The sequence below is a fragment of the Pseudomonas monteilii NBRC 103158 = DSM 14164 genome, from assembly GCF_000730605.1.
Classification (GTDB): domain Bacteria; phylum Pseudomonadota; class Gammaproteobacteria; order Pseudomonadales; family Pseudomonadaceae; genus Aquipseudomonas; species Aquipseudomonas monteilii.
Genome location: NZ_BBIS01000057.1, coordinates 22,262 through 47,828, shown reverse-complemented (window position 1 = coordinate 47,828; position 25,567 = coordinate 22,262). Strand labels below are relative to the sequence as shown.

Sequence of the window (25,567 nt, the reverse complement as noted above, 5' to 3'; positions counted from 1 at the left end):
CCAGTCATCGCGCATTGCCACACTTGCTTTGGTCTAGAGCCTCTGCGGCCAGATTGCGGTACCTGATGCACATACCACGCTAACTATAGTCAGGATGTCACCTTAGGACCTACCCGAGGACCCATGCCATGAGCGATCACGACGAACGCCGCCGCTTCCAGCGTATCCAGTTCGACGCCCCGACCCGGCTGTGCCAGGGCGAACGCTGCTGGGAGGTGAAACTGCTCGACCTGTCCCTCAAAGGGCTGCTGGTCGAATGCCCGCAACCGTGGGATGCCGACCTGACCCAGGACTTCGAAGCGTACATCCTGCTCAACGATGAAGTGACCGAGGTGCAGATGCAGGTCGAGTTGCGCCACGAAGAACCCGATCGCCTGGGCTTCATCTGCCTCTACATCGACGTCGATTCGATGACCCATTTGCACCGTCTTGTGGAATTGAACGTGGCTGACAGCACCGAAATGATGCGTGAGCTGCGCGAACTCATCGAATAATGAAATCTCTTAGCTAGCTAATAGCTTTCCCACATGATGTTTCCTGTCTACCCAGACAGCTTTAAGCCTGGGTAGCAGTACTTTGTACACACCCCTCTAGCACCGTTTTCGATGAGTTGGTACGCCTTCTGCATTGGGTTTTCGCACACCCTGCGGTCGCTCCTGTACGCGCTCCGATCAAAATATTGTATACAATTTTTGTGGCAATAATTTGCAAGAAATGTCTACAGTAGCGACACAACAATAAACAGAGAGCCTGCTCCATGACTACGTCCCCTAGCACGTCTCCCACCAAGCGCCCCGAGGATGAAAACCTCGGGCTTGGTGCCAACCTGGCCTATGGTCTGCAGCATGTGTTGACCATGTACGGGGGGATCGTCGCGGTACCCCTGATCCTGGGGCAGGCCGCTGGCCTGAACGGTGCCGAAATCGGCATGCTGATCGCGGCCTCGCTGTTTGCCGGTGGCCTGGCCACCCTGCTACAGACCTTGGGGCTGCCGTTTTTTGGCTGCCAGTTGCCGCTGGTGCAGGGCGTGTCGTTCGCCGGTGTGGCGACCATGGGCGCGATCCTCAGCAGCGAGGGTGGCGGTGGCTTGCCGGGCGTGCTTGGCGCGGTCATGGCTGCATCGCTGATCGGCTTTCTGATCACGCCGGTGTTCTCGCGCATCACCAAGTTCTTCCCGCCACTGGTGACCGGTATCGTCATCACCACCATCGGCCTGACCCTGATGCCGGTGGCCGCACGCTGGGTAATGGGGGGCAACAGCGCCTCGCCAGAATTCGGCAGCGTTGCCAACATCGGCCTGGCCGGGCTCACCTTCGCCATCGTGCTACTGCTGAGCAAGCTGGGCAGCGCGACCATCTCGCGCCTGTCGATCCTGCTGGCCATGGTGGTCGGCACGCTGATCGCCTGGGCGCTGGGCATGACCGATTTCAGCAAAGTCACCGAAGGTCCGATATTTGCCTTCCCGACGCCGTTCCATTTCGGCATGCCGGAATTCCACATCGCCGCGATCCTGTCGATGTGCATCGTGATCATGGTGACCCTGGTGGAAACCTCGGCCGACATCCTTGCCGTGGGTGAGATCATCGATACCAAGGTCGACTCCAAGCGCCTGGGCAATGGCCTGCGCGCCGACATGGCATCGAGCATCCTGGCGCCAATCTTCGGCTCGTTCACCCAGAGCGCGTTCGCCCAGAACGTTGGCCTGGTGGCCGTGACCGGGGTCAAGAGCCGCTATGTGGTAGCTACCGGTGGTGTGATCCTGGTGGTGCTCGGCCTGCTGCCGATCATGGGCCGGGTGATTGCCGCAGTACCTACACCGGTACTGGGCGGCGCGGGCATCGTGCTGTTCGGCACCGTGGCAGCCAGTGGTATTCGCACCCTGTCGAAGGTCAGCTACAAGAATAACGTCAACCTGATCATCGTCGCGGCCTCGCTGGGCTTCGGCATGATCCCGATTGCCGCGCCGACCTTCTACCACCACTTCCCGAACTGGTTCGAGACCATCTTCCACTCGGGCATCAGCTCGGCGGCGATCATGGCCATCTTGCTGAACCTGATCTTCAACCACTTCACCACCGGCAACTCGGAAAACCAGTCGGTGTTCGCTGCGGCCTACGAGCGCACCATCCAATACTCGGACATTTCTGCGTTGCGTGATGGTGACTACTTCAAGGATGGCAAGCTGTTCGACGCTGAAGGCAATGAGGTACCGATGCTGGAGGTGGATGAGCATGGCAATGAAACCGTCAGGCGGGCGGCGGTTGCCGAGCATTGACTGCTGACTGAGTGGTGAAGTGGAGGGGCCGACGCGCATCGTCGGCCCCTTTTTCGTTTGCCTGTGCCCGCGAAGAGGTCGGTACAGGCTAGTAATTACTCGAACAGTGCATCCAGAGCCTGCTCCAGCCGAGTCACGGCAATCACCTGCAACCCCGCTGGCGGTTCTTTCGGCGCATTGCCCTTGGGCACGATGGCACGCTTGAAACCGTGCTTGGCCGCCTCCTTCAACCGCTCCTGACCGCTGGGCACAGGCCGTACCTCGCCCGACAAGCCAATCTCGCCAAACACCAGCAGCCCATGGGCGAGTGGCCGGTTGCGCAAGCTGGACATCACCGCCGCCAGCAGCGCCAGGTCCGAGGCAGTCTCCAGCACCTTCACCCCGCCCACCACGTTGAGGAACACGTCCTGATCGTGGGTCGGAATCCCGCCGTGGCGGTGCAACACCGCCAACAACATGGCCAGACGGTTCTGGTCCAGGCCCAGGGTCACCCGCCGAGGGTTGGCCAGGTGGCTGTCGTCGACCAGTGCCTGCACCTCGACCAGCATCGGCCGGGTGCCCTCCCAAGTCGCCATGACCACGCTGCCCGGTACTTCCTCCTGGGTGCGGTTGAGGAAAATCGCCGAAGGGTTGGAGACTTCTTTAAGACCACGGTCGGTCATGCCGAACACACCCAGTTCGTTGACCGCGCCAAAGCGGTTCTTCACCGCCCGCAGCAAGCGCAGGCGGCCATCGGACTCACCCTCGAAATACAGCACGGTGTCGACCATGTGCTCCAGTACCCGCGGGCCGGCCAGCGAGCCTTCCTTGGTCACATGGCCGACCAAGAAGATGGCCGTGCCGCTTTGCTTGGCGTAACGCACCAGCAGCGCCGTACTTTCACGCACCTGGGCCACGCCACCGGGCGCTGATTGCAACTGTTCGGTGAAGATGGTCTGGATCGAGTCGATCACCATCACCCGTGGCTTCTCGACACGTGCTGTGGCGATGATGGTCTCGATGCAGGTTTCTGTCATCACCTTGAGCTGGTCCTGGGGCAAGCCCAGGCGCCGTGAGCGCATGGCCACCTGCTGCTGCGATTCCTCACCCGTCACATACAGTGCCGGCATGCCCACGGCAATGTTGCACAACGTCTGCAGCAGGATGGTCGACTTGCCGATGCCGGGGTCGCCACCAATCAGCACCACCGAGCCATCCACCAGGCCTCCTCCCAGCACGCGGTCCAGTTCAGTGCTGCTGGTGGTAAAGCGCGGGATTTCCTCGACGCTGACTTCGGCCAAGGTCTTGATCTGTGCCTGTTGCCCGGTCCAGCCGGCGCGGCCGCTGCTGGGCGCCGCCGCGCCGCCGCTCTCGATCATGGTTTCGACCAGGGTGTTCCAGGCCCCGCATTCGCCACACTGGCCTGCCCATTTGGGGAAGGTCGCGCCGCACTCGGTGCAGCCATACAAGCGCTTGGCCTTGGCCATGGGTGGGGTCTCCTGGAAAAAACCGCCATGATAGCCGAGCCGAACGTGTCTCGAACGCTTCGGGATGCGACAAAACTATTCGTTCCAACTGCAGTCAGTAGGCCTGAACACCACGCATGAAGCGTTTTAGTGGCTTACACTGCGTTAACCTTACCTTTTGTTACAAGGAACCAAACATGGGCATGATCAGTGAGTTCAAGGCCTTCGCGGTCAAAGGCAATGTCGTCGACATGGCGGTGGGTATCATCATCGGCGCGGCCTTCGGCAAGATCGTCTCGTCCTTTGTCGGAGACGTGGTCATGCCGCCACTGGGCCTGTTGATCGGAGGTGTGGACTTCAGCGACCTGGCCATTACCCTGAAGGCTGCCGAAGGTGATATACCGGCGGTGGTGCTGGCGTATGGCAAGTTCATCCAGACCGTGATCGACTTCCTGATCGTGGCCTTTGCCATCTTTATGGGGGTGAAGGCAATCAACCGGCTCAAGCGTGAAGAAGCCGTGGCACCGACTGTTCCGCCAGTGCCAACGGCCGAAGAAACGCTGCTGACCGAGATTCGCGATTTGCTCAAGACACAGAACCAGAACCGGTTGCCTTGAGATAGCCGGGGCTGCTTGGCAGCCCCCTTGGCATTACCAGTAATTCTCTACCGCCACCTGCCCCGGGCGCTTGCTCAGGCTCAGTTGCAGGTCACGCGCCTTCAGCACCTTGCGCGTCTCGTCGATCATCTCCGGGTTGCCACACAGCATCACCCGCGAATGCTCCGGTGACAGCTCCAGCCCTGCGGCCTTCTCCAGCTCGCCATTCTCGATCAGCGTGGTAATACGCTGGTTCAACGCACCCGGGTGCTGCTCACGGGTCACCACCGGAATGAACTGCAACTTGCCAGCAAACTCGGCCAGGTAGTCGCGCTGCTCCAGCCCGGCGATTTCATCCACATAAGCCAGCTCTTTCGCTTCGCGCACCGAGTACACCAACTTAATGCTGTCGAAACGTTCCCAGGCCTCGAAGTCCTGCAGAATCGACATGAATGGCGCAATACCCGTGCCCGTGGCCAACAGCCACAAGTCACGCCCCCCGACAAAGCGGTCGAGGGTAAGGAAACCGAAGGCCTGGCGATCGATCAGCAGGGTGTCGCCTGCACCCAACCGGCTCAGCTCGCTGGTGAATTCACCGCCCGGCACAACGATGGAGAAGAAGTCGAGGTGCTCGTCATGCGGTGCGCTGACCATGGAGTAGGCGCGCCATACCACGCTGCCATCGGCCTTGGTCACGCCCAGGCGGGCAAACTGGCCGGAACGGAAGCGGAACCCCGCATCGCGCGTAACCCGCAGGCTGAAGAGGTTCGGCGTCAACGGCTGAACATCGAGCAGGGTCTGGCGGGTGAATTTTTCGGCGCTTGCGGTCATATCGGGCTCCAGGGTTGGCGAGTGCACAGTGTCGCTTAAAGTGGCCCGGATAAAAACCACCGCTTTGTAGGGCCTCATCAAGGGCGATCGTGCCGAACTCTCAGAAATTCCTGATCGCTATAACAAAAAAATCCCAACAAGGTGGTAGGACTTTTCCTACAATCATCCGGGTACTCAAACGGATTGGATCCTGGCACCCAAAGAGGAGCTTCAAATGCTTCATTGGAGACCCGAACACCTGCATGTGTTCGTCAGCGAGCGACGCCCAAGGAAGTTGTTCGACATCGCTGTGCACTTGGCTCAGGACTTGGGTATGGAATACCTTGGGCTGAACATTCGCATTCAGATCGCCACGCAGACACCCAGGGTTTACCTCTACAGCAATTATCCGGATGAATGGATCGAGCGCTATCAGCGCGACGAGTTCTACAAACAGGACCCCGCCGCAAACGTGAGCCACAGCTCGACGATGCCAGTGCTTTGGACCGAAGAACTGTACCGCGAAGCCCCTCAGTTTCGTGAAGAGGCTTGCCAACATGGCCTGCGTCATGGCTGGACGCAGTCGCTCTACGACTTACAGCACAACGAGAGCCAGATCAGCGTAGCCAGACCCGCCGGCAACATCGACATTTCCGAACTCTACGACAAGGCTGGCAGCGTGCAGTGGCTGTGCCACACCCTTCACGCCGTATTGGGCGAGCACCACCTGAACGCACTGTGCCCGCCCCAACCCAAAATGAGCGATCGGGAACTGGAAGTGCTGAAATGGTCAGCCGCCGGCAAGACCGCTGCCGACGTGGCCTGCATTCTATCGCTGTCGCAAAGCACGGTTAACTTTCATATCCGCAGCGTGATCACCAAAACCAACGCAGCAAACAAAGCCGGTGCCATCGCCATCGCAGCCATGCGTGGCTGGATCTGACCTACAAGGGCAAAGCCCTGTAGAATCGCCTGGCAAAGCCCGGAGCGAACCGCAACGGGCAGTTTCATACCCGAGCCAGACGCCATGCCCCTGTTGACCACCCCCTACGCCGAACTCGACCTGATCCGCCAGCCGGAGCAGGCCAACGACCCGCTGCAGGCTTTCGACGCCGCCGACGAGTACCTGCTTGCGCAACTGCACGAACAGGCTCCCGACGCCAGCTGCCGGGTGCTGGTGCTCAATGACAGCTTCGGTGCCTTGGCCGCCAGCCTGGCGGGCCAGCTGCAGGTAGTCAGCAGTGGCGATTCGCACCTGGCGCATCTGGCCCTGGAAAAGAACCTGGCGCGCAATGGCTTGCCGTTCGACAGCGTGCCGTTCGTACCGGCCAGTGAACACTGGCAAGGCCCGTTCGACCGGGTGCTGGTGCGCGTGCCAAAAACCCTGGCGCTGCTCGAAGAGCAACTGATTCGCCTGCAAGGCCACCTGGCGCCAGGGGCGCAGGTGATTGCCGGGGCAATGATCAAGCACTTGCCGCGCGCGGCCGGTGACCTGATGGAGAAGTACATCGGCCCGGTGCAGGCCTCGCTGGCGCAGAAAAAGGCGCGCTTGCTGACGGCAACGGTGGCCGAACTACCGACCGCCCGCTCGCCCTACCCTAGCCGCTATCGCCTTGAAGCGCCTGCGCTGGAGCTGGTGAACCACGCCAACGTGTTCTGCCGTGAAGGGCTGGATATCGGCACCCGGGCATTCCTGCCGCATCTGCCACGTGACCTGGGCAACGCGAGGGTAGCAGACCTGGGCTGCGGTAATGGCGTGCTGGCGATTGCCAGTGCATTGGCCAACCCGGATGCCCAGTACACGCTGGTCGACGAGTCGTACATGGCAGTGCAATCGGCGCGGGAGAACTGGCAGGCTGCACTGGGTGAACGCCCGGCGACCTTCGTCGCAGCCGATGGGTTGGCCGGGGTGGAGAAGCAGTCGCTGGACGTGGTGCTGTGCAACCCGCCGTTCCACCAGCAGCAGGTGGTGGGGGATTTCCTGGCCTGGCGCATGTTCCAGCAGGCGCGTGAGGCGCTGGTGGTGGGTGGGGCGCTGTACATCGTGGGTAACCGGCACTTGGGCTATCACAGCAAGCTGGCGCGGTTGTTCCGGGGGGTGGAGCAGGTGGCAGCGACGCCAAAGTTCGTCATCCTGAAAGCCCGTAAGTAAAGGCGCCGCTCCCACAGTTCTCCCCGCAACCTCAGTGGGTGGTAAGGCCCGCAGCCCCCATGAACAGCCGCATCACCCACGCCGCCACACCCAACGCCGCCACGCTCATCGCCCAGATCAGCAACAGCCAACCCAGCCGCTGCCACAGCGGTTTCTTCTCTTCCAAGCCATGTTTGCCGGTCATCATGCGGTCCTCCTAGTGATAGCCGTCTTCATGGGTCACCTTGCCGCGGAACACGTAGTAGCTCCAGAAGGTGTACATAAGGATGAACGGCAGGATGAATAACGTGCCCACCAGCATGAAGCCCTGGCTTTGCGGTGGCGCCGCAGCATCCCAGATCGAGATCGACGGCGGGATGATGTTCGGCCACAGGCTGATGCCCAGGCCGCTGTAGCCAAGGAAGATCAGCACCAGGGTGAGCAGGAACGGCGTGTAGTGCGCGTTGCGTGCCACCGCCTTGAGCAACCCGTAGAAGGTCACCAGCACCAACAGCGGTACCGGCATGAACCAGATCAGGTTAGGCATGCTGAACCAGCGGTCGGCGATCTGTGGATAAGCGATGGGTGTCCATAGGCTGACGATACCGATCACCACCAGCAGCACCAGCGCCAGCGGCCGGGCCATGTCGTGCATCTTCTGTTGCAGCGGCCCTTCGGTCTTCATGATCAGCCAGGTGCAGCCCAACAGCGTGTAGGCCACGATCAGCCCCAAGCCACAGAACAGGCTGAACGGGGTAAGCCAATCGAGGGTGCCACCGGCAAAATGGCGGTCGACCACCTTGAAGCCTTCGAGGAAGGCACCCAGGGCCACACCCTGGAAGAAGGTGGCAACCAGGGACCCCCAGATGAACGCCTTGTCCCAGATGTGGCGCTTGTCGGCCTTGGCCTTGAAGCGGAACTCGAAGGCCACGCCGCGGAAGATCAGCCCGATCAGCATCAGGATCAACGGCAGGTACAGGGCTTCGAGCACCACGGCATAGGCCATCGGGAACGCCCCGAACAGCCCCGCACCACCCAGGATCAACCAGGTTTCGTTGCCGTCCCACACCGGGGCGACGGTGTTCATCATTACATCGCGGTCCTGCTCGCCCTTGACGAAGGGGAAGAGCATGCCGATACCCAGGTCGAAGCCGTCCATCACCACGTACATCATGACGCCGAAGATGATGATCACCGCCCAGATCAGCGGAAGGTCGATACCCATGGCTCAGTCCTCCTTGCTCAGGCTGGCAGTCTTGGCCTCATGGCCATCATCGGCGGCAGACAGCGGCCGCGCCGGCGTACGTTTCTGGCCAGGGCCGCCCGGTGTGTGTTCGTCACCTTCGCCGGTCTGCGGTCCTTTGCGCACCAGGCGCATCATGTAGCCAAGGCCGGTACCGAACAGGGCGAAGTACACCACCACGAACGCCACCAGGGTGAAGCCGAGCTGTGCATAACTGTGGTTGGACACACCATCCGCCGTGCGCATCAGGCCATACACCACCCAGGGCTGGCGCCCAATTTCGGTGGTGAACCAGCCGGCCAGCAAGGCGATCAGCCCGGAAGGCCCCATCCATAGCGCCAGGTACAGGAACGGGCGCGAGGTGTAGAGCGTGCCGCGCTTGCGCAGCCACAGGCTCCACAGGCCGACGAAGATCATCAGCAAGCCAAGCCCGACCATGATGCGGAACGACCAGAAGACGATGGTCGAGTTGGGCCTGTCCTCAGGCGGGAATTCCTTCATCGCCGGCACCTGCTTGTCCAGGCTGTGGGTGAGGATCAGGCTGCCGAGCGCCGGGATTTCCAGTTTGAAGTGCGTCGTTTCGGCCTTCATGTCGGGGATGCCGAACAGAATCAACGGGGTCGGCTCGCCGGGCACGTTCTCCCAGTGGCCTTCGATGGCAGCGATTTTCACCGGCTGGTGCTTGAGCGTGTTCAGGCCATGGAAGTCGCCGATCACTGCCTGGATCGGGGCGACGATCAGCGCCATCCACATGGCCATCGACAGCATCTTGCGCACCGCCGGGTTGTCACGCCCGCGTAGCAGGTGCCAGGCCGCCGAGGCGCCAACGAAGAACGCCGTGGAGACGAACGCAGCAGTGGCCATGTGCATCAGGCGGTAGGGGAACGAGGGGTTGAACACCACCGCAAACCAGTCCACCGGCACCACCCGGCCATCGATGATCTCGTGGCCTTGCGGGGTTTGCATCCAGCTGTTGGAGGCGAGAATCCAGAAGGTGGATACCAGCGTGCCCAGTGCCACCATGCAGGTGGAGAAAAAGTGCAAGCCGCGGCCTACACGGTTCCAGCCGAACAGCATGACGCCGAGGAAGCCCGCTTCGAGGAAGAAGGCAGTCAGCACTTCGTAGGTCAGCAATGGCCCGGTGACGGCGCCGGCGAACTCGGAGAAGCGGCTCCAGTTGGTACCGAACTGGTAGGCCATGACCAGGCCCGAGACCACGCCCATGCCGAAGTTGACGGCGAAAATTTTCGACCAGAAGTGATAGAGGTCACGGTAGACCTGGTTGTGGGTCCGCAGCCAGAGGCCTTCGAGGACTGCCAGGTAGCTCGCCAGGCCAATGGTGATGGCCGGGAACAGGATGTGGAACGACACGGTAAAGGCAAACTGCATTCGGGCGAGCTCTAGGGCCTCTATTCCGAACATGGTGCTTCCTCTTCAGATAATCCGGCGTCCGGGCTTGTGGCCCCAGTCGCCCACTGCCCCCACTGGGTCGAGTACGGCGTGTTGGAATTGTTCTGTTCGATCGCAGGGATTCCGGCCCAAAGGGCCTATTCGTTGAATCTGGAACGATTGATCCAGATCAACGAATGCTAAGAAGCATAGTCCCGAATTGCCCGGCAAGCCGTGTGGTTGATTGCCGCGTGACCGGTTGCCCCACCCTCTTTCATTACGTGTGAAAAAGTGCCGATCCGGGCAAACAGCAACCGTTTGTTACAAACAGATGATACGCTGCGCCCCCCTCTACTGCGCCGAGGCCCCTGGTTTCCGATGTCTGATTCCGCACCGCAGTTGTTACGTCACCACCGCCCTTTCCTGGCGTTCTGGCTGGCCCGCGTGTTTACCGCCAGCGGCTTCCAGATGCTCACGGTGGCCATTGGCTGGCACCTCTATCAATTGACCGGCAACGTGCTGGACCTGGGCCTGGTCGGCCTGGTGGAATTTGCACCACGGGTGCTGTTCATGCTGCACACCGGGCATGTAGCCGACCGCTATGACCGGCGCAAAGTCGCCGCCCTGTGCCAGAGCCTGCAGGGGTTGATCGCCCTGGCGCTAGCGGTGGGCAGCGCGACTGACAACGTCACCCGAGAACTCATTTTCGCCCTCGCCTTCCTGCTGGGTGCCACACGCTCGTTCGAAATGCCGGCGACCCAGGCGCTGTTGCCCAACGTGGTGCCGCCTGGGCTGTTCCCAAGGGCGGTGGCGGCGTCAGCGTCAGCCACCCAATCAGCAACCATCGTGGCGCCAGCAGTGGGCGGCTTCCTGTATGCCTTTGGCAGCATCTGGGTGTATGGCCCCACCGTGGCCCTGTACGCCATCGCCTGCGTGCTCACCCTGAGCCTGCAGGCACGCGGCCAGGTCGTGCAGCGCGGGCGGGCCAGCATCGAATCGCTGCTGGCCGGCATTCGCTTCATCCGCAGCCGGCCTGACATCCTCGGCGCTATCTCGCTGGACCTTTTTGCCGTTCTGCTGGGTGGTGCCACCGCGCTGCTGCCGGTGTTCGCCAAGGACATCCTGCTGACCGGCCCGCTGGGCCTCGGCCTTTTGCGTTCGGCACCGGCAGTGGGCGCATTGCTGATGTCGGTATGGCTGGCGCGCTTCCCGTTCGAACGCAATGTGGGGCGCACCATGTTCACGGCAGTCGGGGTGTTCGGCGTGGCGACCATCGCCTTCGGCCTGTCGACCTCGTTCTGGTTCTCGCTGGCAGTGCTGGTAGTGCTGGGCGCGGCGGACATGATCAGCATGGTGATTCGCGGGGCTTTCGTGCAACTGGAAACGCCGGATGAAATGCGCGGACGGGTGAGCGCGGTGAACGGGTTGTTCATTGGTGCCTCGAACCAGCTCGGTGAGTTCGAATCCGGGGTGACGGCGCACTGGTTTGGCACAGTGCCAGCGGTGGTGATGGGCGGAGTGGGCACGTTGGTGGTGACCGGGGTGTGGATAAGACTGTTCCCAACACTGGCCAAGCGGGATCGGTTGCATAACAACTGAGCGCTAACCTGTGCGGCCTCTTCGCGGGTAAAACCGCGAAGAGGCCGCACAGGCTTGAGAAAATCCCATTCCCAACGGCCATAGGCCCCCGCCGAGCATGCTGGTATCATGCGCGGCTTTTTTCCTCCCCACACAAAACCACGGCAACCGGTACGGTCTGTGCTTTGCTGATGGGGTCGATACATTCATGGCGCCGGGGGCGCCTTGGGGAGCGGGCATGCTGGAAAGGCTGTTTCAACTAAAAGCACACAACACTAATGTGCGCACCGAGATTCTCGCGGGCGTCACCACCTTCCTGGCCATGGCCTACATCCTGTTCGTCAACCCGAGCATCCTCGGCGAGACCGGCATGGACAAAGGCGCGATCTTCGTCGCCACCTGCCTGGCCGCAGCCATTGGCTCGGTGACCATGGGCCTGATCGCCAATTACCCGATCGCCCTGGCGCCGGGCATGGGCCTGAACGCGTTCTTCACCTACACCGTGGTGCTGCACATGGGCCACACCTGGCAAGTGGCGCTGGGTGCGGTGTTCCTGTCGGCGGTGATGTTCTTCCTGCTGTCGATCTTCCGCATCCGCGAATGGATCGTGAACAGCATCCCGCTGCCGCTGCGCTCGGCGATTGCCGCCGGTATCGGGCTGTTCCTGGCGCTGATCGCCCTGCATAATGCTGGCATCGTCGTCGATAACCCGGCTACCCTGGTGGGCCTTGGCGACCTCAAGCAGCCAGCACCGGTCCTCGCTACCCTGGGCTTCTTCCTGATCGTGGGCCTGGAGTCGCTGAAAGTGCGGGGCGCCGTGCTGATCGGCATCCTGGCGGTGACCATCGCCTCGATCGTGATGGGCGTGACGCCGTTCGGCGGCATCGTCTCCATGCCGCCGTCGCTGGCACCGACCTTCCTGCAACTGGACATTGCCGGTGCGCTGGACGTAGGCCTGGTCAGCGTGATCTTCGCCTTCCTGTTCGTCGACCTGTTCGACAACTCCGGCACCCTCATCGGCGTGGCCAAGCGCGCCGGCTTGATGGGCAAGGACGGCCACATGCCGAAAATGGGCCGCGCCCTGATCGCCGACAGCACCGCCGCCATGGCCGGTTCGCTGCTGGGCACCTCGACCACCACCAGCTACATCGAGTCCGCTGCTGGCGTGAGCGCCGGTGGCCGCACTGGCCTAACCGCCATCGTGGTTGCCGTGCTGTTCCTGCTGGCGCTGTTCTTCGCTCCGCTGGCCGGTAGCGTGCCTGCCTTCGCCACCGCCCCGGCGTTGCTGTTCGTCGCGGTGCTGATGGCTTCGGGCCTGGCAGAAATAAACTGGGACGACGTTACCGAAGCCGCACCGGTAGTGGTGACTGCCCTGGCCATGCCGCTGACCTACTCGATCGCCAACGGCATCGCCTTCGGCTTCATTTCCTGGACTGCCGTCAAGCTGATCTCCGGCCGCCACCGCGACCTGAACCCGGCCTTGGTGATCCTTTCCATCCTGTTCGTCATCAAGCTGGGCTGGTTCAACGCATGAGTGCTGCTTTCGACCCCTCCTCCTACGCCACCCAGCTGGATGCCAAGGTGGCCCGGCTGCGCGAGCTGCTGGCGCCCTTCGGCGCGCCGGAGCCTGCTGTTTTCGACTCGCCACGCGAGCACTACCGCCTGCGCGCCGAGTTCCGCCTGTGGCGCGAGGATGGCCAGCGCCACTACGCCATGTTCGCCCCAGGCGAGAAGCACAAGGCGATTCTGATCGAGGATTTCCCCATTGCCAGCCAGCGCATCAATGCGCTGATGCCGCGCCTGAAGGCGGCCTGGCAGGCCAGTGAAGAACTGGGCAACCGCCTGTTCCAGGTAGAATTCCTGACCACCCTGGCCGGTGATGCGATGATCACCCTGTGCTACCACCGCCCGTTGGACGAGGCGTGGGAACTGGCCGCACGGCAACTGGCCGAAGCGCTCGGTGTTAGCGTGATTGGCCGCTCCAAAGGCAAACGCCTGGTGATTGGCCGCGACTACGCGGTGGAAAAACTCGACGTGGCTGGCCGCGTGTTCAGCTATCGCCAGCCGGAAGGCGCGTTCACCCAGCCTAACGGTGCTGTGAACCAGAAGATGCTGAGCTGGGCGTTCGACGCCATCGGCGAGCGTGAAGACGATTTGCTGGAGCTGTACTGCGGCAACGGCAACTTCACCCTGCCGCTGGCTACCCGCGTGCGACAGGTGCTGGCGACCGAAATCAGCAAGACCTCGGTCAATGCCGCGCTGAGCAACCTCGACGAGAACGCTGTGGATAACGTGCGTTTGGTGCGCTTGTCGGCGGAAGAGCTGACCCAGGCGCTGAATGAGGTGCGGCCGTTCCGTCGCCTGGAAGGCATCGACCTGAAGAGCTACGACTTCGGCACCGTGTTCGTCGACCCGCCGCGCGCAGGGATGGACCCGGACACCTGCGAGCTGACCCGGCGCTTCGAGCGGATTCTGTACATCTCCTGCAACCCCGAGACACTGGCGCAGAACATCGCCCAGCTGCAAGATACCCACCGTATCGAACGCTACGCGCTGTTCGACCAGTTCCCGTATACCCATCACATGGAAAGCGGGGTGTTGCTGGTCCGGCGCTGATCCGCTACCCGGAGGGGCCTGCAAGGCTCCACCGGGCGCTTCAGGAGAGCTGTGCCGATGGACCAGTTAAACGCCATGCAGGCCTTTCGCCGGGTCGTCGACCTCGGCAGCTTCAGTGCCGCCGCCAGCCAGGCAGGCCTGTCCCACACCGTGCTGTCACGCCAGGTGAAACAGCTGGAACGCCAGCTGGGCACACAACTGCTCACCCGCACCACCCGCCGCCTGCACCTGACCGAAGCCGGTACGCTCTTCTACCGCCACTGCGTGCAGATCCACGAGCAGATGCAGGCGATGACCCTGGAGTTGTCCGAGCATCAGCTGCAACCCACGGGTACCCTGCGCCTGGGCGTGGCAACGGCGTTTGGCGAGCTTGAACTAGGGCGCTGGCTGCCGGACTTCGTCGAGCGCCACCCGCGCCTGCAGGTCGAGCTCAATTGCAGCGATCGCTTCATCGACCTGCTGGAAGAGGAAATCGATGTTTGCCTTCGGATAACCGATCATCTGCCCGACTCCAGCCTGGTAGCCCGCCTGCTGGCGCACAGCGAGGTGCTGCTGGTAGCAGCGCCACGCTACCTGGAACGCCACGGCACACCGACTTGCCTGGAAACGCTTGTTGAGCATCCCCTGCTCGGCTACAGCAACCTGCCTCACCCACAGCGGCTGCATCTGACCAGCCAGGAGGGTGAACAGCGCAACATCCTGATGCCCCGGCGCCTCAGTGCCAACTCGCCGATGGCCCTGCGCGCGGCTGCCATCGGCGGGCTGGGCATTGCCAGCTTCGACCGTTTCATCGTGCATGACGCCTTGCTGGACGGGCGCCTGGTGCCGGTGCTCAAAGACTGGAAACTGCCACCACGCAACCTGTATGCGGTGTATCCGCAAAGCCGCTACCTGGCACCCAAGGTGAGGGCGCTGCTGGACTATGCACAAACCTACTACGCGCAGCCACGATGGCAGGCGTGATCTGTGCAAAACATGCACAAGTCATGCGCACCGCGAGGCGTATTTGTGCGGAAACTGTTTGGTTAGGCTTCGTTGCACTGTCACTCAACGAAGGAGCTCTACCATGAAAGCTTTGCAGGCGATTATTGCGGGCGTGGCGCTCGCCACCCTGGCCGCTGGCATCAACGCAGCAGAAGACACCGTGTCAGTACCCGATAGCGCAGCACTGAAGTGGCAGGACGTACCCAACACCAACGGCGCAGTCAGCTACGCCAACGTTGAAGGGGATATTTTCGGCAAGGGGCCTTACTCGGCCTATGTGAAATTCAAAAAAGGTACCGACAACGGTCTGCACCAGCACAGCCAGGCACTGCCGACCGTGGTGCTGAAGGGTACTTTCTACGCGGTGATCGATGGCAAACGCACGGAGTTTTCAGCCGGGTCCTACTACAAGCTGCCGGCCGACCTGGTGCATGAAAGCGGATGCACTGCGGCGGGCGATTGCCTGCTGTTCCAGTACCAGGCCGATGCGTTTGACCTGAAGCCCGTGAACAGCTGATAGCCCGGGGCCGCCTTGCGGCCCCAGGTTCCCATCAGAAGTCGAAGAACACCGTTTCGCCTTCCCCCTGAATACGGATATCAAAGCGATACGCCGTTTTCCCGTCCACTTCGCAACGCTTGGCAATCAACGTCTCACGCCGCTGCGGCTGCTCAATCAGGTTCAGCACCGGGCACTTGGCGTTGGCCTGGGCTTCGTCATCGAAGTACACGCGCGTGTGCAGATGAATGTTGATGCCCCGGGCAAACAGGCTGATGTTGATGTGCGGCGCCATCGGCACGCCAGCCGCGTTGTTCACCACGCCCGGCTTGACCGTGTGCAGCGTCCACTCGCCGGCATCGAAGGTGGTGGCGGTGCGACCAAAGCTGTTGAAGGCGTTTTCCAGGTTGTAGGCATCCTGGTATTCGCCATTGGCGTCGGCTTGCCACACTTCCAGGAACGAGTCGCGCACCAGGTGGCCGTTACCGTCATACACCTGGCCGATCAGCAGAATGTGCTCGCCCGGCGCGTCTGGCTTGGCCAGACGGTTCCAGATTTCCTGGTCGCGGGTCGGGTTGCCGGCCGCTTCCAGGGCCAGGCCGATGTGCACGTAGGGGCCGGCGGTCTGCGAAGGGGTTTCCGGCAGCAGTTCGATTGGCATGGCGGGGTCCTCAGCAGTTTTCGAAGTGGGTCTTGCGCTGGCCGCGCAGCACGATGTCGAAGCGGTAGGCCAGGCAGTCCATCGGGTTGGCGTTGCTCATGTCGAGCTTGGCGATCAACTGCTGCACGGCTTGCGGGTTGGCGATCGACTTGACGATCGGGCACATCGGGATCAGCGGGTCACCCTCGAAGTACAGCTGGGTGATCAGCTTGGTCGCAATCGACGGGCCGCTGATGGCGAAGTGGATGTGCGCCGGGCGCCAGTCGTTAGGGCCGTTGCGCCATGGGTACGGGCCTGGCTTGATGGTACGGAAGCTGTAGTAGCCATCACGGTCGGTCAGGCAACGGCCAACGCCACCGAAGTTCGGGTCCAGCGGTGCCAGGTAGCGGTCGTTCTTGTGGCGGTAGCGGCCGCCGGCGTTGGCTTGCCACATCTCCACGAGGGTATTCGGTACAGGCTTGCCGTACTGGTCGACCACACGGCCGGCAACGATGATGCGTTCGCCGATCGGCAGGCCACCGTTGTTGAAGTTCAGCAGCAGGTCATGGTCGTGGGCACCGAAGCCCAGGTGGGAAAAGTCTGGCCCCGTGGTTTCGCTGATCGACTGCGGAATGCTGACCAGTGCCTGGCGCGGCGAGCGGGCAACGGACGTCTTGTAGTCAGGCGTAAGAGCTTTGGGGTGCCAGTTGCGATCACGGATCACGAAGCGGCTGTTGTCCTGTGCGGGCATGCCGGTTTCCTCTCTTGGAATTATGTGAACGCCTGGGCGTGGCAGGCGGACTTGCAGTTTCAGGCATGTCGCGCGCGATGAATATTGAAATCAGCCCTCTCTCACATAACCATTTGGTTATGGTTTAACACCTTGGCCTGACACCTGCCGCTGTCGTGAACTAATCTTTGTCTTCTTGTTTCACGCTCGGGAGAGCACTCATGGAATGGCGAAAAGGCCGACGCAGCGACAACGTGGTCGATGCCCGAGGCGAAGGTGGCGGTGGCGGCGGCATGCGTTTCGGCGGCGGCAAGGGGCTGGGGCTTGGGGCGATCCTGCTGATCGTCGGCATCGGCTGGCTCACCGGGCAGGACCCTTTGCAGATTCTTGGCCAGCTCGCCGGCCAGATGGAACAGCAACAGACGCAGGTTGCACCGAGTGGTGCGGGCGGCAAGGCGCCACCGGCCAATGACCAACAGGCCGAGTTCGTGGCCTCGATCCTGGGCGACACCGAAGACACCTGGAAAGCCCTGTTTGCCGAAGCCGGCAAACAGTACCGCGACCCCAAGCTGGTGCTGTTCAGTGGCCAAGTCAATTCAGCCTGTGGTTTCGCCTCGGCGGCAGTGGGGCCGTTCTATTGCCCGGCAGACCAGCGGGTGTACCTGGACATGTCGTTCTTCCGCGAAATGGAAACCCGCTTTGCTGCCGCTGGCGATTTTGCCCAGGCCTACGTGATCGCTCACGAAATCGGCCACCATGTGCAGACCCTGCTGGGCGTTTCGGCCAAGGTGGATGCCGCGCGCCGCAACGGCCAGCGCATGGAAGGCGACAACGGCCTGCTGGTGCGCCAGGAACTGCAAGCCGACTGCCTGGCCGGCGTGTGGGCCTACCAGGCCCAAAAGCGCCTGAACTGGCTGGAACCGGGTGACGTCGAAGAAGCCTTGAACGCGGCCAATGCCATTGGCGATGACCGCCTGCAACAGCAAGGTCGCGGACGCGTAGTGCCTGACTCGTTCACCCATGGCACTTCGGCGCAGCGGGTGCGCTGGTTCAAGGCCGGGTTTGCCCAAGGCGAGGTGAACAGTTGCGACACCTTCAGTGCGCGTAACCTTTGATACTGATCGGGGCCGCTTTGCAGCCCCAATTTATCCAGTTACAAATCTGCTGAAAAAGCGTTTCAGCTTCCGCAATCATTGCCGATAACCCCTGAACGAATCAGCGGGCATCCAGAACAACAACGCCTGGCGATCGAAGATCAAGAGAGCGAAAACTACTTCTGGAGAGCGTGCATGAACAGCTGGTTCGCCAACATCAGCGTCAACCTCAAACTCGGCCTGGGCTTCGGCCTGGTGCTGGTACTCACCGGCCTGCTGGCCCTCACCGGCTGGACCAGCCTGGGCAGCCTGATCGACCGCAGCAACTGGATGGGCGACATCGGCCAGCTGAACAAAGACCTCACCGACCTGCGCATTGCGCGCCTGCAGTACATGATCGCCAACGGCGACGATGCCGCCGCCGCCAACACCCAGACCAAACTGGACGCCTTCAGCAAGCAACAGGCTTACCTGGCCAGCACCTTCAAGAGCCCGGAAAACATCAAGCTGCTGAATGAACTGGGCGAAACCATCAGCGCCTACAAGCTGTCGCTGAACAAGATGCGCCAGGGCTACGACGCCACCCGCAATGCGCGTGCGGCGATGGACAGCTCGGCCACCCGCGCCGACCAGGCCATGGATGTGCTCAGCCAGGAAGTCATGGCACGCCCCGAGGCCGACAGCGTACGCCTGGCCCAGTACCAACTGATCAGCAAGGCTCGCCAGCAACTGTTGCAGGTGCGCATCGACGTGCGCGGCTACATTGCCGACAACACCGCCGCCAACGAACAAGCCGCCCTGCGCCAGCTGGACGCAGCGCTGGCCGACATCGACAACCTCAAGCGCCAGCTGCCCGCCGAAGACGCTCGTCTGCAACAGTTCGAGCGCTCGGTGCTGGCCTACCGCGACGCCGTCCGCCAATTCCGCGACGCAGTCGCCGACATCACCACCTCACGCGCCGAAATGACCGTACAGGGCGCCGACATCGTCAAGCGCAGCGATGCGCTGTACCAGATCCAGCTGGAGCGCCGCGACATCGAAAGCACCCAGGCCCGCAGCCTGCAGGCCATCGCCACGTTGCTGGCGCTGTTGGTTGGCGTGCTGGCAGCGGTGCTGATCACCCGCCAGATCACCGGACCGCTGCGTGAAACCCTGGGAGCGGTGGAAAGGATCGCCAGCGGCGACCTTACCCAGCACCTGCGCGTCACCCGCCGCGATGAGTTAGGCGTGTTGCAGCAAGGCATCGCGCGCATGGGCACCACCCTGCGCGAGCTGATCACTGGCATCCGTGATGGCGTCACCCAGATCGCCAGCGCCGCCGAAGAGCTGTCGGCAGTCACCGAACAGACCAGCGCGGGCGCCAACAGCCAGAAGGTCGAGACCGACCAGGTGGCCACCGCCATGCACGAAATGGCCGCCACCGTTCAGGAAGTGGCACGCAACGCCGAGCAGGCCTCGCATGCCGCCACCGGTGCCGACGACGAAGCCCGTGCCGGCGATCGCGTGGTGGGCGAGGCGATTGGCCAGATCGAGCGCCTGGCCGAAGACATGCACCGCTCCACCGAAGCCATGAACCTGCTGCAGCAGGAAAGCCAGAAGATCGGCAGCGTGATGGACGTGATCAAGTCGGTGGCCGAACAGACCAACCTGCTGGCGCTGAACGCAGCGATCGAAGCGGCGCGTGCTGGCGAGGCCGGGCGTGGATTTGCCGTGGTTGCCGACGAAGTGCGCGGCCTGGCGCAGCGCACGCAGAAGTCCACCGAAGAAATCGAAGAGCTGATTGCCAGCCTGCAACATGGCACCCAGCAAGTGGCGAACGCCATGCAGGGCAGCCGTACCCTCACCGACAGCAGCGTCGAGCTGGCACGCAAGGCCGGGACTTCGCTGGAGAGCATCACCAGCACGGTGTCGAGCATCCAGTCGATGAACCAGCAGATTGCGGCGGCGGCAGAGCAACAGAGCGCGGTGGCTGAAGAGATCAGCCGCAGCATTCTGAATGTGCGTGATGTGTCGGAGCAGACGGCAGCGGCCAGTGACGAGACGGCGGCGTCCAGCGTGGAACTGGCGCGGCTGGGTGGGCAGTTGCAGACGCTGGTCAGCCAGTTCCGCGTCTGACCGACAGAAAGCATTCGCGGGAAAACTCGCTCCCACAGGTACAGCGCAAACTTCGAAGGTTGCGCTGTGCCTGTGGGAGCGGGTTTCCCGCGAATGCGTCAGCACTGCCTACAAAGCACTATTTGACGATCATCCCCACCCCACGCCCACGCGGATCCGAAGCGGTCTCAAGCTTCGCCCCATTTACCCGGATCGCCTGGATATCCCCCATCTCCCAGCCCTGATCCTCCAGCACATAACCCATCTTCTTCAACTTGTCAGCCTCCGGCCCGGTCAACGGCGCATAGGCATCAAAGTAGATAGTGTCCTTGGGCAGCAACTGATGGTGCACGCGCTGCGCCGCCACCGCCTTGTCCAGCGGCATGCCGTAGTCGTACAGGTTGTTCATCACCTGGAAGATCGAGGTAAAGATCCGCGAGCCACCCGGGGTACCGATCACCAGCTCGACTTTGCCATCGCGGGTCATCAGGCTAGGGCTCATCGACGACAACATACGCTTGCCCGGTTCGATGGCATTGGCATCGCCACCCACCACACCAAAGGCATTCGCCGCCCCCGGCTTGGCGCTGAAGTCATCCATCTCGTCGTTGAGCAGGAAGCCTGCCCCCTTCACCACCACGCCACTGCCGTAGTCGAGGTTGAGGGTGTAGGTGTTGCTGACCGCGTTGCCCTGCTTGTCGACGATGGAGAAGTGCGTGGTCTGGTGCGGCTCAAGGCCCGGCTTGACCTTGTCGGTTTCGGAAATGGCGTTCGGGTTGACCTGCGCGGCACGCTTGGCCAGGTAGTCCTTGGCCACCAGTTTATCCACAGGTACCTTTGTGAACGCCGGGTCACCGAGGTAGTCGGCACGGTCGGCGAACACACGCTTCTCGATCTCGGCCAACAGGTGGATGTACTGCGCCGAGTTGTGCGCCACCCCTTTGAAGTCCGCCGCACGGTCTTCCTTGATGCCCAGCAGCTGGGCCAGGGCCACACCGCCAGAGCTTGGCGGTGGCGCGGTGTAGACCACATTGCCACGCCAGCTCACGGCCATCGGCTCACGCCATACGGCCTTGTAGTCCTTCAGGTCTTCTTTGGTGATCAGGCCTTTGTCAGCCTGCATCTGCGCCACCAACAGGTCGGCGGTCTTGCCCTGGTAGAACTCGCTCACGCCTTTGTCAGCGATACGTTCCAGTGTCTGGGCCATTTCTGGCTGCTTGAACAGTTCACCGACCTTCATGTTGCCGAAGTAGTCGTTGAAATTGGTCGCCGTCTTGAACATGCCTTGGGCATCGTTGCGGTACTGGTACTGCTTTTCCGCCACCTTGAAGCCGTTTTTCGCATAGCCGATGGCCGGGGTCAGCAGCTCGCTCCAGGGCAGCTTGCCGAACTTCTTGTGGGCCTCCCACAGGCCCATCACGGTGCCGGGCACACCTGCTGCACGCACCCCGACCAGGCTGAGGTTCTCGATGACTTCGCCCTTGTCATCGAGGTACATGTTGCGCGTGGCGGCCTTTGGCGCGACTTCGCGGTAGTCGAGGAAGTAAGGCTTGCCGTCGACGAACAGGGTCATGAACCCGCCACCACCAATGTTACCGGCTTCGGGGTACGTCACTGCCAAGGTGAAGGCAGTGGCCACCGCGGCATCCACCGCGTTACCACCCTTTTTCAGGATATCGGCAGCCACCTGTGCACCATATTGATCGGGGGCCGCCACCGCGCCACCCTCCAGCGTGGCGGCGTAAACCGAGGAACAGCTCAGGATCGCGGCTGCGAGAGCCAGGTACTGGAATGGAACAATACGCATGACACTTCCTTGGTGTTGTTTTTGTTGAGCAGTCAGTAAGGCCGAAGCGGTTCGACTGCGCAATAACACGTAGGAGGTTTCGCCGCCTGCGGACAGGATCTGTCGCGTTCAGGCAACTCAGCAGGCGTACATCGCCAGCTTGCGCTGGATGAAATCGAGGAAGCACTGGATACGCAATGCCAGCTGGGTGTTGCGGTAGTACACCGCGTGAATCGGCTGGCGGTAGCCATTGTTGGCCTCGCTCAGCAGCACCTGCAGGCGCCCGGTGCGAATGTCCTCGTGGGTCATGAAGTGCGACAGACTGACGATGCCCTCGCCGGCCAGCGCCAGCTGGCGCAGGGTCTCGCCACTGGAGGCGATCAGCGCCGGGCGAATGCTCCAACGGTCACCCTGGGCATGGCGCAGTGGCCACTGGTTGAGCGATTCGGGCTGGCTGAAACCCAGCAGACAATGGTTGGCCAGGTCCTCGACCTGCTGCGGTGTACCGTGCTGCTCAAGGTAAGCCGGGCTGGCCAGCACCTGCACCGGGCTGCAACCGAGGTTGCGTGCGTGCAGGCTGGAGTCGGCCAGCTCACCGATGCGGATCGCCACGTCGGTGCTCTGCTCCAGCAGGTCGATGATCAGGTCGTCAGTGTTCAGCTCCAGCTCGATACCCGGGTACTGGCGGCGAAACTCGCCGATCCACGGCAAGATGGCATGCAGCATGAACGGCGCGGCCGCATTGATGCGCAGGCGCCCGGTAGCGGTCTGGCGGTTCATCGACAGGCGCTCTTCCATCTCGTCCATCTGCTCCAGTACCTGCCGCGAACGCTCAAGGAAAAAGCGCCCTTCCTCGGTCAGATCCATACGCCGGGTGGTGCGGTTGACCAAGGTAGTGCCGAGCTTGCCCTCCAGGCGCGACAAGGTACGGCTGACGGCGGACGGGGTCTGGCCCATCTGCTCGGCAGCGGCAGAGATCGAGCCGCAGTCGATGACGGCGACGAACACCTGGAGTTCTTCGGATCGGGTTTTCACATTCGGGCCTGCGGCAGCTAATTGCCTGGATTAGATCGCCTTGCCGAACACCTTGTCCAGATGTGCCCCATAAGCCGCCAGTGCCGCCGGTACATCCGGGCGTTTCATCACATCTACCGCCAGGAAGGTTGGCAGGCCGGTCATGCCGAGGAACTGGTTGGCCTTGTGAAACGGGAAGTACACCGCATCCACACCCTTGCCTTCGAAGAAATCGGCAGGGTCATCGAATGCCTGCTGCGGCGCGTTCCAGGTCAGCGACAGCATGTACTGCTTGCCCTGTACCAAACCACCGCTGCCGTACTTTTGCGAGTGATCCGAACGGGTGCGGCCATCGTTGGCGTAAAGGCTGCCATGGCCAGCGGTGAAGACTTCATCGATGTACTTCTTCACGGTCCAGGGCGCGCCCATCCACCACCCCGGCATTTGATAGATGATGACATCGGCCCAGAGGAACTTCTCCACTTCGGCCTGTACGTCGTAGCCGCCGTCGATGAACGTCTCCTGCACATCGAAACCGGCGCGGTCCAGGTGAGCGATGGCCGCTTCGTGCAAGGTCGCGTTGAGGCGGCCATCGGAGTGAGCGAACTGTTTACCACCATTGAGCAGAAGGATCTTTTTCATGCTGGCCTCCCCGGCCGGGTCAAAATTCATGCCGGCAGGTTAGAGACTCATGGGGGTGGGATACAGCGGTGAAGGGGCAAAATACAATTGACCAGAAGTCACGAATGCGCAGCATATTATTGCCGTAGAATCGGTTCACCTTTAATCACCGAGTACCACCCCATGAGCGAGCAGTTCGCCTTCATCCTCAAAGCCAAGACCCGCCCAGAAATGGCTGACGCCTTCGAAAACCTGTTCCGGCCTTACGTCGAGCCAAGCCGCCAGGAGCCGGGCTGCATCGAGTACCACATGCTGCGTGACCAGCAGGACCCGAGCCTGTTCGTGTTTTTCGAAGTGTGGGCCGACCAGGCTGCGCTGGATGTGCATTCGGCCCTGCCGCACATGGCCGCGTTCTTCGAAAAGCGCATGGATTACCTGGAGCGCGATTTCGATATCCAGCGGGTCGACATGCTCAGCGCCTCAAGCGCTAGCCGTTGATCAGCAAATGGCCGCCCAGTGCAGCCAGGCCGATGAAAAAGCAACGTTTGAACACCAGCGCGCTGATGCGCTGACGCAACCACTGGCCGACCAGCATGCCGAGCAAAGCTGGCGCCAGCATCAGCAGCGAAGCCCCCAACGCCTGGCCACCCAAGGCATCCTGCCCGGCAAGGCCAACGGCCAGCGCCAGGGTCGAAACCGTGAACGACAGGCCCAGGGCCTGGATCAGTTGCTCGCGGCTCAGGCCCAGGCTCTGCAGGTAAGGCACAGCCGGTATCACGAACACCCCGGTTGCCGCCGTGACGACCCCCGTCACCAGCCCACAAACCGGCCCCAGCCAGCGCTCGTGCGCCGCCGCCACTTGCAAACCTGAGCCAATCAGCCCGTACACCGCATACACCAGCAAGGCCGCACCCAGTGCGTGGACGGCCCATGGGCCGCTGTTGATGCCCAACCAGGCGCTGCCCAGCAAGGTGCCAATGAAGATGAGTGCCAGCATCGGGCCTAGCCGCACCAGCAAGGCCTGAAGGTGCCCGCCACTTGCCAATTGCCAAAGGTTGGTGAGGGTCGAAGGCACGATCAGCAGCGCAGCAGCCTGCGCCGGTGACATAGCCAGGCCCAGCAGGCCCATGGCGATGGTCGGCATACCCAGGCCGATCACCCCTTTGACGGCGCCGGCCAGCAGGAAGGTCAGCACCACCAGCAGCGAGAGCGCTGGGCCAATGTTCTGGTAGAAAGCGAGCAAGGTAGTCATGGGCCGATAATGGCGTGCGCCGGGCGCGCTGAAAACCCTGACCTCAACCGATGTGAGCAATTTCTCAGCCACTCACTTGCAGCCAGCAAAATCCTCGGCACACAATCGGCACATCGCACCACTAAAAAGGACTTTCCAGTGGCATCGATCTACCAGCTCAAACCGCGCTTCCAGGCCCTGCTGCGCCCAACCGTCCAGCGCCTGCATGACCGGGGCGTCACCGCCAACCAGGTCACCGTCACCGCCGCCGTGGTATCGATCCTGCTGGGCCTGCTGCTGGCCGCCATGCCCCATGCCACTTGGCTGTTCATCCTGGTGCCAGTGTGGATGCTGCTGCGCATGGCGCTGAACGCCGTCGACGGCATGCTGGCCCGGGAGTTCGGCCAGCAATCCACCCTCGGCGCCTACCTCAACGAACTCTGCGACGTGATCGCCGACGCCGCCCTGTACCTGCCCTTCGCCCTGCTGGCCGGGGTGTCACCGACGTTGGTGGTACTGGTGGTGCTGTGTGCCACCTTCAGCGAGTATGCCGGGGTCATGGGCCCGCTGGCCGGTGCCTCGCGGCGTTATGACGGCCCCATGGGCAAAAGCGACCGCGCCTTTGCCTTCGGCCTGCTGGGCACCGGCGTCGCATTTGGCCTGCTGAACGACAGCTGGATCAATGGTTTGCTGCTGGTCATCCTCGCGCTCTCGCTCTATACCCTCTACAACCGGGTTCGCCAGGGGCTGGCCGAAACCCGCAGAGCCTAAAATCGTCGCAAAAGGACATTGAC

Annotated in this window: 25 protein-coding genes; 14 read left to right on the top strand and 11 right to left on the bottom strand. The window is 62.1% G+C overall.

What is annotated here, in order from left to right; genetic code table 11:
• Positions 1 to 128 precede the first annotated feature (128 nt).
• Positions 129 to 494: a PilZ domain-containing protein gene (locus tag PM2_RS25535; RefSeq protein ID WP_019098816.1), complete on the top strand. Its 366-nt coding sequence runs from the start codon at positions 129 to 131 to the stop codon at positions 492 to 494.
• 263 nt (positions 495 to 757) lie between these two features.
• The gene (locus PM2_RS25530; RefSeq protein WP_019098815.1) at positions 758 to 2,275 is read left to right on the top strand and encodes a nucleobase:cation symporter-2 family protein; all 1,518 of its coding nucleotides are present in this window, start codon (positions 758 to 760) and stop codon (positions 2,273 to 2,275) included.
• A gap of 95 nt (positions 2,276 to 2,370) precedes the next feature.
• On the opposite strand, the gene radA is transcribed toward PM2_RS25530, so the two are convergent.
• Complete coding sequence (radA, locus tag PM2_RS25525; RefSeq protein ID WP_012274175.1) at positions 2,371 to 3,741, bottom strand: DNA repair protein RadA; 1,371 nt, start codon at positions 3,739 to 3,741, stop codon at positions 2,371 to 2,373.
• Positions 3,742 to 3,917: 176 nt separating this feature from the next.
• On the opposite strand from radA, the gene mscL reads away from it, so the two are divergent.
• Positions 3,918 to 4,337, top strand: a complete 420-nt coding sequence (mscL, locus tag PM2_RS25520; protein WP_028699863.1) for a large-conductance mechanosensitive channel protein MscL — start codon at positions 3,918 to 3,920, stop codon at positions 4,335 to 4,337.
• Between the two features lie 33 nt (positions 4,338 to 4,370).
• On the opposite strand, the gene PM2_RS25515 is transcribed toward mscL, so the two are convergent.
• The gene (locus PM2_RS25515; RefSeq protein ID WP_028699862.1) at positions 4,371 to 5,147 is read right to left on the bottom strand and encodes a ferredoxin--NADP reductase; all 777 of its coding nucleotides are present in this window, start codon (positions 5,145 to 5,147) and stop codon (positions 4,371 to 4,373) included.
• Between the two features lie 214 nt (positions 5,148 to 5,361).
• Here PM2_RS25515 and PM2_RS25510 point away from each other — a divergent pair, with 214 nt between their 5' ends.
• Both PM2_RS25510 and PM2_RS25505 read left to right on the top strand, forming a co-directional pair.
• On the top strand, positions 5,362 to 6,069 hold the full coding sequence (locus tag PM2_RS25510; protein WP_028699861.1) for an autoinducer binding domain-containing protein: 708 nt from the start codon (positions 5,362 to 5,364) through the stop codon (positions 6,067 to 6,069).
• Positions 6,070 to 6,153: 84 nt separating this feature from the next.
• On the top strand, positions 6,154 to 7,278 hold the full coding sequence (locus tag PM2_RS25505; RefSeq protein ID WP_016713452.1) for a methyltransferase: 1,125 nt from the start codon (positions 6,154 to 6,156) through the stop codon (positions 7,276 to 7,278).
• A gap of 31 nt (positions 7,279 to 7,309) precedes the next feature.
• Here PM2_RS25505 and PM2_RS25500 read toward each other — a convergent pair whose 3' ends face one another.
• The 3 genes from PM2_RS25500 to PM2_RS25490 are packed head-to-tail and all read right to left on the bottom strand — an operon-like array spanning position 7,310 to position 9,922.
• On the bottom strand, positions 7,310 to 7,465 hold the full coding sequence (locus PM2_RS25500; protein WP_016713451.1) for a DUF2474 domain-containing protein: 156 nt from the start codon (positions 7,463 to 7,465) through the stop codon (positions 7,310 to 7,312).
• Positions 7,466 to 7,474: 9 nt separating this feature from the next.
• Entirely contained in the window at positions 7,475 to 8,482 is a 1,008-nt protein-coding gene (gene cydB, locus PM2_RS25495; RefSeq protein ID WP_016713450.1) for a cytochrome d ubiquinol oxidase subunit II, read from the bottom strand.
• Between the two features lie 3 nt (positions 8,483 to 8,485).
• Positions 8,486 to 9,922 carry a cytochrome ubiquinol oxidase subunit I gene (locus tag PM2_RS25490; protein ID WP_016713449.1) on the bottom strand — a complete coding sequence of 479 codons (1,437 nt, stop codon included), beginning with the start codon at positions 9,920 to 9,922 and terminating at the stop codon, positions 8,486 to 8,488.
• A gap of 345 nt (positions 9,923 to 10,267) precedes the next feature.
• On the opposite strand from PM2_RS25490, the gene PM2_RS25485 reads away from it, so the two are divergent.
• The 5 genes from PM2_RS25485 (at position 10,268) to PM2_RS25465 (ending at position 15,584) form a co-directional block, all read left to right on the top strand.
• Positions 10,268 to 11,488, top strand: a complete 1,221-nt coding sequence (locus PM2_RS25485; protein WP_016713448.1) for an MFS transporter — start codon at positions 10,268 to 10,270, stop codon at positions 11,486 to 11,488.
• Positions 11,489 to 11,705: 217 nt separating this feature from the next.
• Positions 11,706 to 13,001: an NCS2 family permease gene (locus PM2_RS25480; RefSeq protein ID WP_016713447.1), complete on the top strand. Its 1,296-nt coding sequence runs from the start codon at positions 11,706 to 11,708 to the stop codon at positions 12,999 to 13,001.
• A complete protein-coding gene (trmA, locus tag PM2_RS25475; protein WP_016713446.1) occupies positions 12,998 to 14,083 on the top strand; it encodes a tRNA (uridine(54)-C5)-methyltransferase TrmA in 1,086 nt (361 codons plus the stop codon). The genes PM2_RS25480 and trmA overlap by 4 nt, the downstream gene beginning before the upstream one ends.
• Positions 14,084 to 14,140: 57 nt before the next feature.
• Positions 14,141 to 15,046 carry a LysR family transcriptional regulator gene (locus PM2_RS25470; RefSeq protein WP_016713445.1) on the top strand — a complete coding sequence of 302 codons (906 nt, stop codon included), beginning with the start codon at positions 14,141 to 14,143 and terminating at the stop codon, positions 15,044 to 15,046.
• Positions 15,047 to 15,149: 103 nt separating this feature from the next.
• Positions 15,150 to 15,584, top strand: coding sequence for a cupin domain-containing protein (locus PM2_RS25465; protein ID WP_016713444.1), 435 nt, complete (start codon positions 15,150 to 15,152; stop codon positions 15,582 to 15,584).
• Positions 15,585 to 15,618: 34 nt separating this feature from the next.
• Here the strand turns inward: PM2_RS25465 and pcaG are convergent, their stop codons facing one another.
• Entirely contained in the window at positions 15,619 to 16,224 is a 606-nt protein-coding gene (gene pcaG, locus PM2_RS25460) for a protocatechuate 3,4-dioxygenase subunit alpha (RefSeq protein ID WP_028699860.1), read from the bottom strand.
• A 10-nt stretch (positions 16,225 to 16,234) separates the two neighbouring features.
• Complete coding sequence (pcaH, locus tag PM2_RS25455) at positions 16,235 to 16,954, bottom strand: protocatechuate 3,4-dioxygenase subunit beta (RefSeq protein WP_009682255.1); 720 nt, start codon at positions 16,952 to 16,954, stop codon at positions 16,235 to 16,237.
• Between the two features lie 200 nt (positions 16,955 to 17,154).
• Between pcaH and ypfJ the strand changes: the two genes are divergently transcribed.
• Together ypfJ and PM2_RS25445 are read left to right on the top strand one after the other, a co-directional pair.
• Positions 17,155 to 18,048 carry a KPN_02809 family neutral zinc metallopeptidase gene (gene ypfJ / locus PM2_RS25450; RefSeq protein WP_016713442.1) on the top strand — a complete coding sequence of 298 codons (894 nt, stop codon included), beginning with the start codon at positions 17,155 to 17,157 and terminating at the stop codon, positions 18,046 to 18,048.
• 174 nt (positions 18,049 to 18,222) lie between these two features.
• The gene (locus PM2_RS25445; protein ID WP_016713441.1) at positions 18,223 to 20,142 is read left to right on the top strand and encodes a methyl-accepting chemotaxis protein; all 1,920 of its coding nucleotides are present in this window, start codon (positions 18,223 to 18,225) and stop codon (positions 20,140 to 20,142) included.
• Between the two features lie 118 nt (positions 20,143 to 20,260).
• Here the strand turns inward: PM2_RS25445 and ggt are convergent, their stop codons facing one another.
• From ggt to mdaB, 3 genes are all read right to left on the bottom strand, one after another.
• On the bottom strand, positions 20,261 to 21,928 hold the full coding sequence (ggt, locus tag PM2_RS25440) for a gamma-glutamyltransferase (protein WP_028699859.1): 1,668 nt from the start codon (positions 21,926 to 21,928) through the stop codon (positions 20,261 to 20,263).
• A gap of 117 nt (positions 21,929 to 22,045) precedes the next feature.
• Positions 22,046 to 22,942, bottom strand: coding sequence for a LysR family transcriptional regulator (locus tag PM2_RS25435; protein ID WP_028699858.1), 897 nt, complete (start codon positions 22,940 to 22,942; stop codon positions 22,046 to 22,048).
• Positions 22,943 to 22,972: 30 nt separating this feature from the next.
• Positions 22,973 to 23,563, bottom strand: coding sequence for an NADPH:quinone oxidoreductase MdaB (gene mdaB / locus PM2_RS25430; protein WP_028699857.1), 591 nt, complete (start codon positions 23,561 to 23,563; stop codon positions 22,973 to 22,975).
• 162 nt (positions 23,564 to 23,725) lie between these two features.
• Between mdaB and PM2_RS25425 the strand changes: the two genes are divergently transcribed.
• A complete protein-coding gene (locus tag PM2_RS25425) occupies positions 23,726 to 24,040 on the top strand; it encodes a putative quinol monooxygenase (protein WP_016713437.1) in 315 nt (104 codons plus the stop codon).
• Here the strand turns inward: PM2_RS25425 and PM2_RS25420 are convergent.
• Entirely contained in the window at positions 24,030 to 24,794 is a 765-nt protein-coding gene (locus PM2_RS25420; RefSeq protein ID WP_028699856.1) for a sulfite exporter TauE/SafE family protein, read from the bottom strand. The genes PM2_RS25425 and PM2_RS25420 overlap by 11 nt on opposite strands.
• A gap of 138 nt (positions 24,795 to 24,932) precedes the next feature.
• Here PM2_RS25420 and PM2_RS25415 point away from each other — a divergent pair, with 138 nt between their 5' ends.
• A complete protein-coding gene (locus tag PM2_RS25415) occupies positions 24,933 to 25,544 on the top strand; it encodes a CDP-alcohol phosphatidyltransferase family protein (protein WP_016713435.1) in 612 nt (203 codons plus the stop codon).
• The last annotated feature ends 23 nt before the right edge of the window (positions 25,545 to 25,567 follow it).

Coding starts and splice junctions, on each gene's coding strand:
- PM2_RS25420 (WP_028699856.1), bottom strand. CDS start 24,794: ATGACTACCTTGCTCGCTTTCTACCAGAACATTGGCCCAGCGCTCTCG.
- PM2_RS25515 (WP_028699862.1), bottom strand. CDS start 5,147: ATGACCGCAAGCGCCGAAAAATTCACCCGCCAGACCCTGCTCGATGTT.
- radA (WP_012274175.1), bottom strand. CDS start 3,741: ATGGCCAAGGCCAAGCGCTTGTATGGCTGCACCGAGTGCGGCGCGACC.
- mscL (WP_028699863.1), top strand. CDS start 3,918: ATGGGCATGATCAGTGAGTTCAAGGCCTTCGCGGTCAAAGGCAATGTC.
- mdaB (WP_028699857.1), bottom strand. CDS start 23,563: ATGAAAAAGATCCTTCTGCTCAATGGTGGTAAACAGTTCGCTCACTCC.
- ggt (WP_028699859.1), bottom strand. CDS start 21,928: ATGCGTATTGTTCCATTCCAGTACCTGGCTCTCGCAGCCGCGATCCTG.
- PM2_RS25465 (WP_016713444.1), top strand. CDS start 15,150: ATGAAAGCTTTGCAGGCGATTATTGCGGGCGTGGCGCTCGCCACCCTG.
- trmA (WP_016713446.1), top strand. CDS start 12,998: ATGAGTGCTGCTTTCGACCCCTCCTCCTACGCCACCCAGCTGGATGCC.
- PM2_RS25445 (WP_016713441.1), top strand. CDS start 18,223: ATGAACAGCTGGTTCGCCAACATCAGCGTCAACCTCAAACTCGGCCTG.
- ypfJ (WP_016713442.1), top strand. CDS start 17,155: ATGGAATGGCGAAAAGGCCGACGCAGCGACAACGTGGTCGATGCCCGA.
- pcaG (WP_028699860.1), bottom strand. CDS start 16,224: ATGCCAATCGAACTGCTGCCGGAAACCCCTTCGCAGACCGCCGGCCCC.
- PM2_RS25485 (WP_016713448.1), top strand. CDS start 10,268: ATGTCTGATTCCGCACCGCAGTTGTTACGTCACCACCGCCCTTTCCTG.
- pcaH (WP_009682255.1), bottom strand. CDS start 16,954: ATGCCCGCACAGGACAACAGCCGCTTCGTGATCCGTGATCGCAACTGG.
- PM2_RS25500 (WP_016713451.1), bottom strand. CDS start 7,465: ATGATGACCGGCAAACATGGCTTGGAAGAGAAGAAACCGCTGTGGCAG.
- PM2_RS25480 (WP_016713447.1), top strand. CDS start 11,706: ATGCTGGAAAGGCTGTTTCAACTAAAAGCACACAACACTAATGTGCGC.
- PM2_RS25505 (WP_016713452.1), top strand. CDS start 6,154: ATGCCCCTGTTGACCACCCCCTACGCCGAACTCGACCTGATCCGCCAG.
- PM2_RS25535 (WP_019098816.1), top strand. CDS start 129: ATGAGCGATCACGACGAACGCCGCCGCTTCCAGCGTATCCAGTTCGAC.
- PM2_RS25510 (WP_028699861.1), top strand. CDS start 5,362: ATGCTTCATTGGAGACCCGAACACCTGCATGTGTTCGTCAGCGAGCGA.
- PM2_RS25425 (WP_016713437.1), top strand. CDS start 23,726: ATGAGCGAGCAGTTCGCCTTCATCCTCAAAGCCAAGACCCGCCCAGAA.
- PM2_RS25490 (WP_016713449.1), bottom strand. CDS start 9,922: ATGTTCGGAATAGAGGCCCTAGAGCTCGCCCGAATGCAGTTTGCCTTT.
- PM2_RS25530 (WP_019098815.1), top strand. CDS start 758: ATGACTACGTCCCCTAGCACGTCTCCCACCAAGCGCCCCGAGGATGAA.
- cydB (WP_016713450.1), bottom strand. CDS start 8,482: ATGGGTATCGACCTTCCGCTGATCTGGGCGGTGATCATCATCTTCGGC.
- PM2_RS25470 (WP_016713445.1), top strand. CDS start 14,141: ATGGACCAGTTAAACGCCATGCAGGCCTTTCGCCGGGTCGTCGACCTC.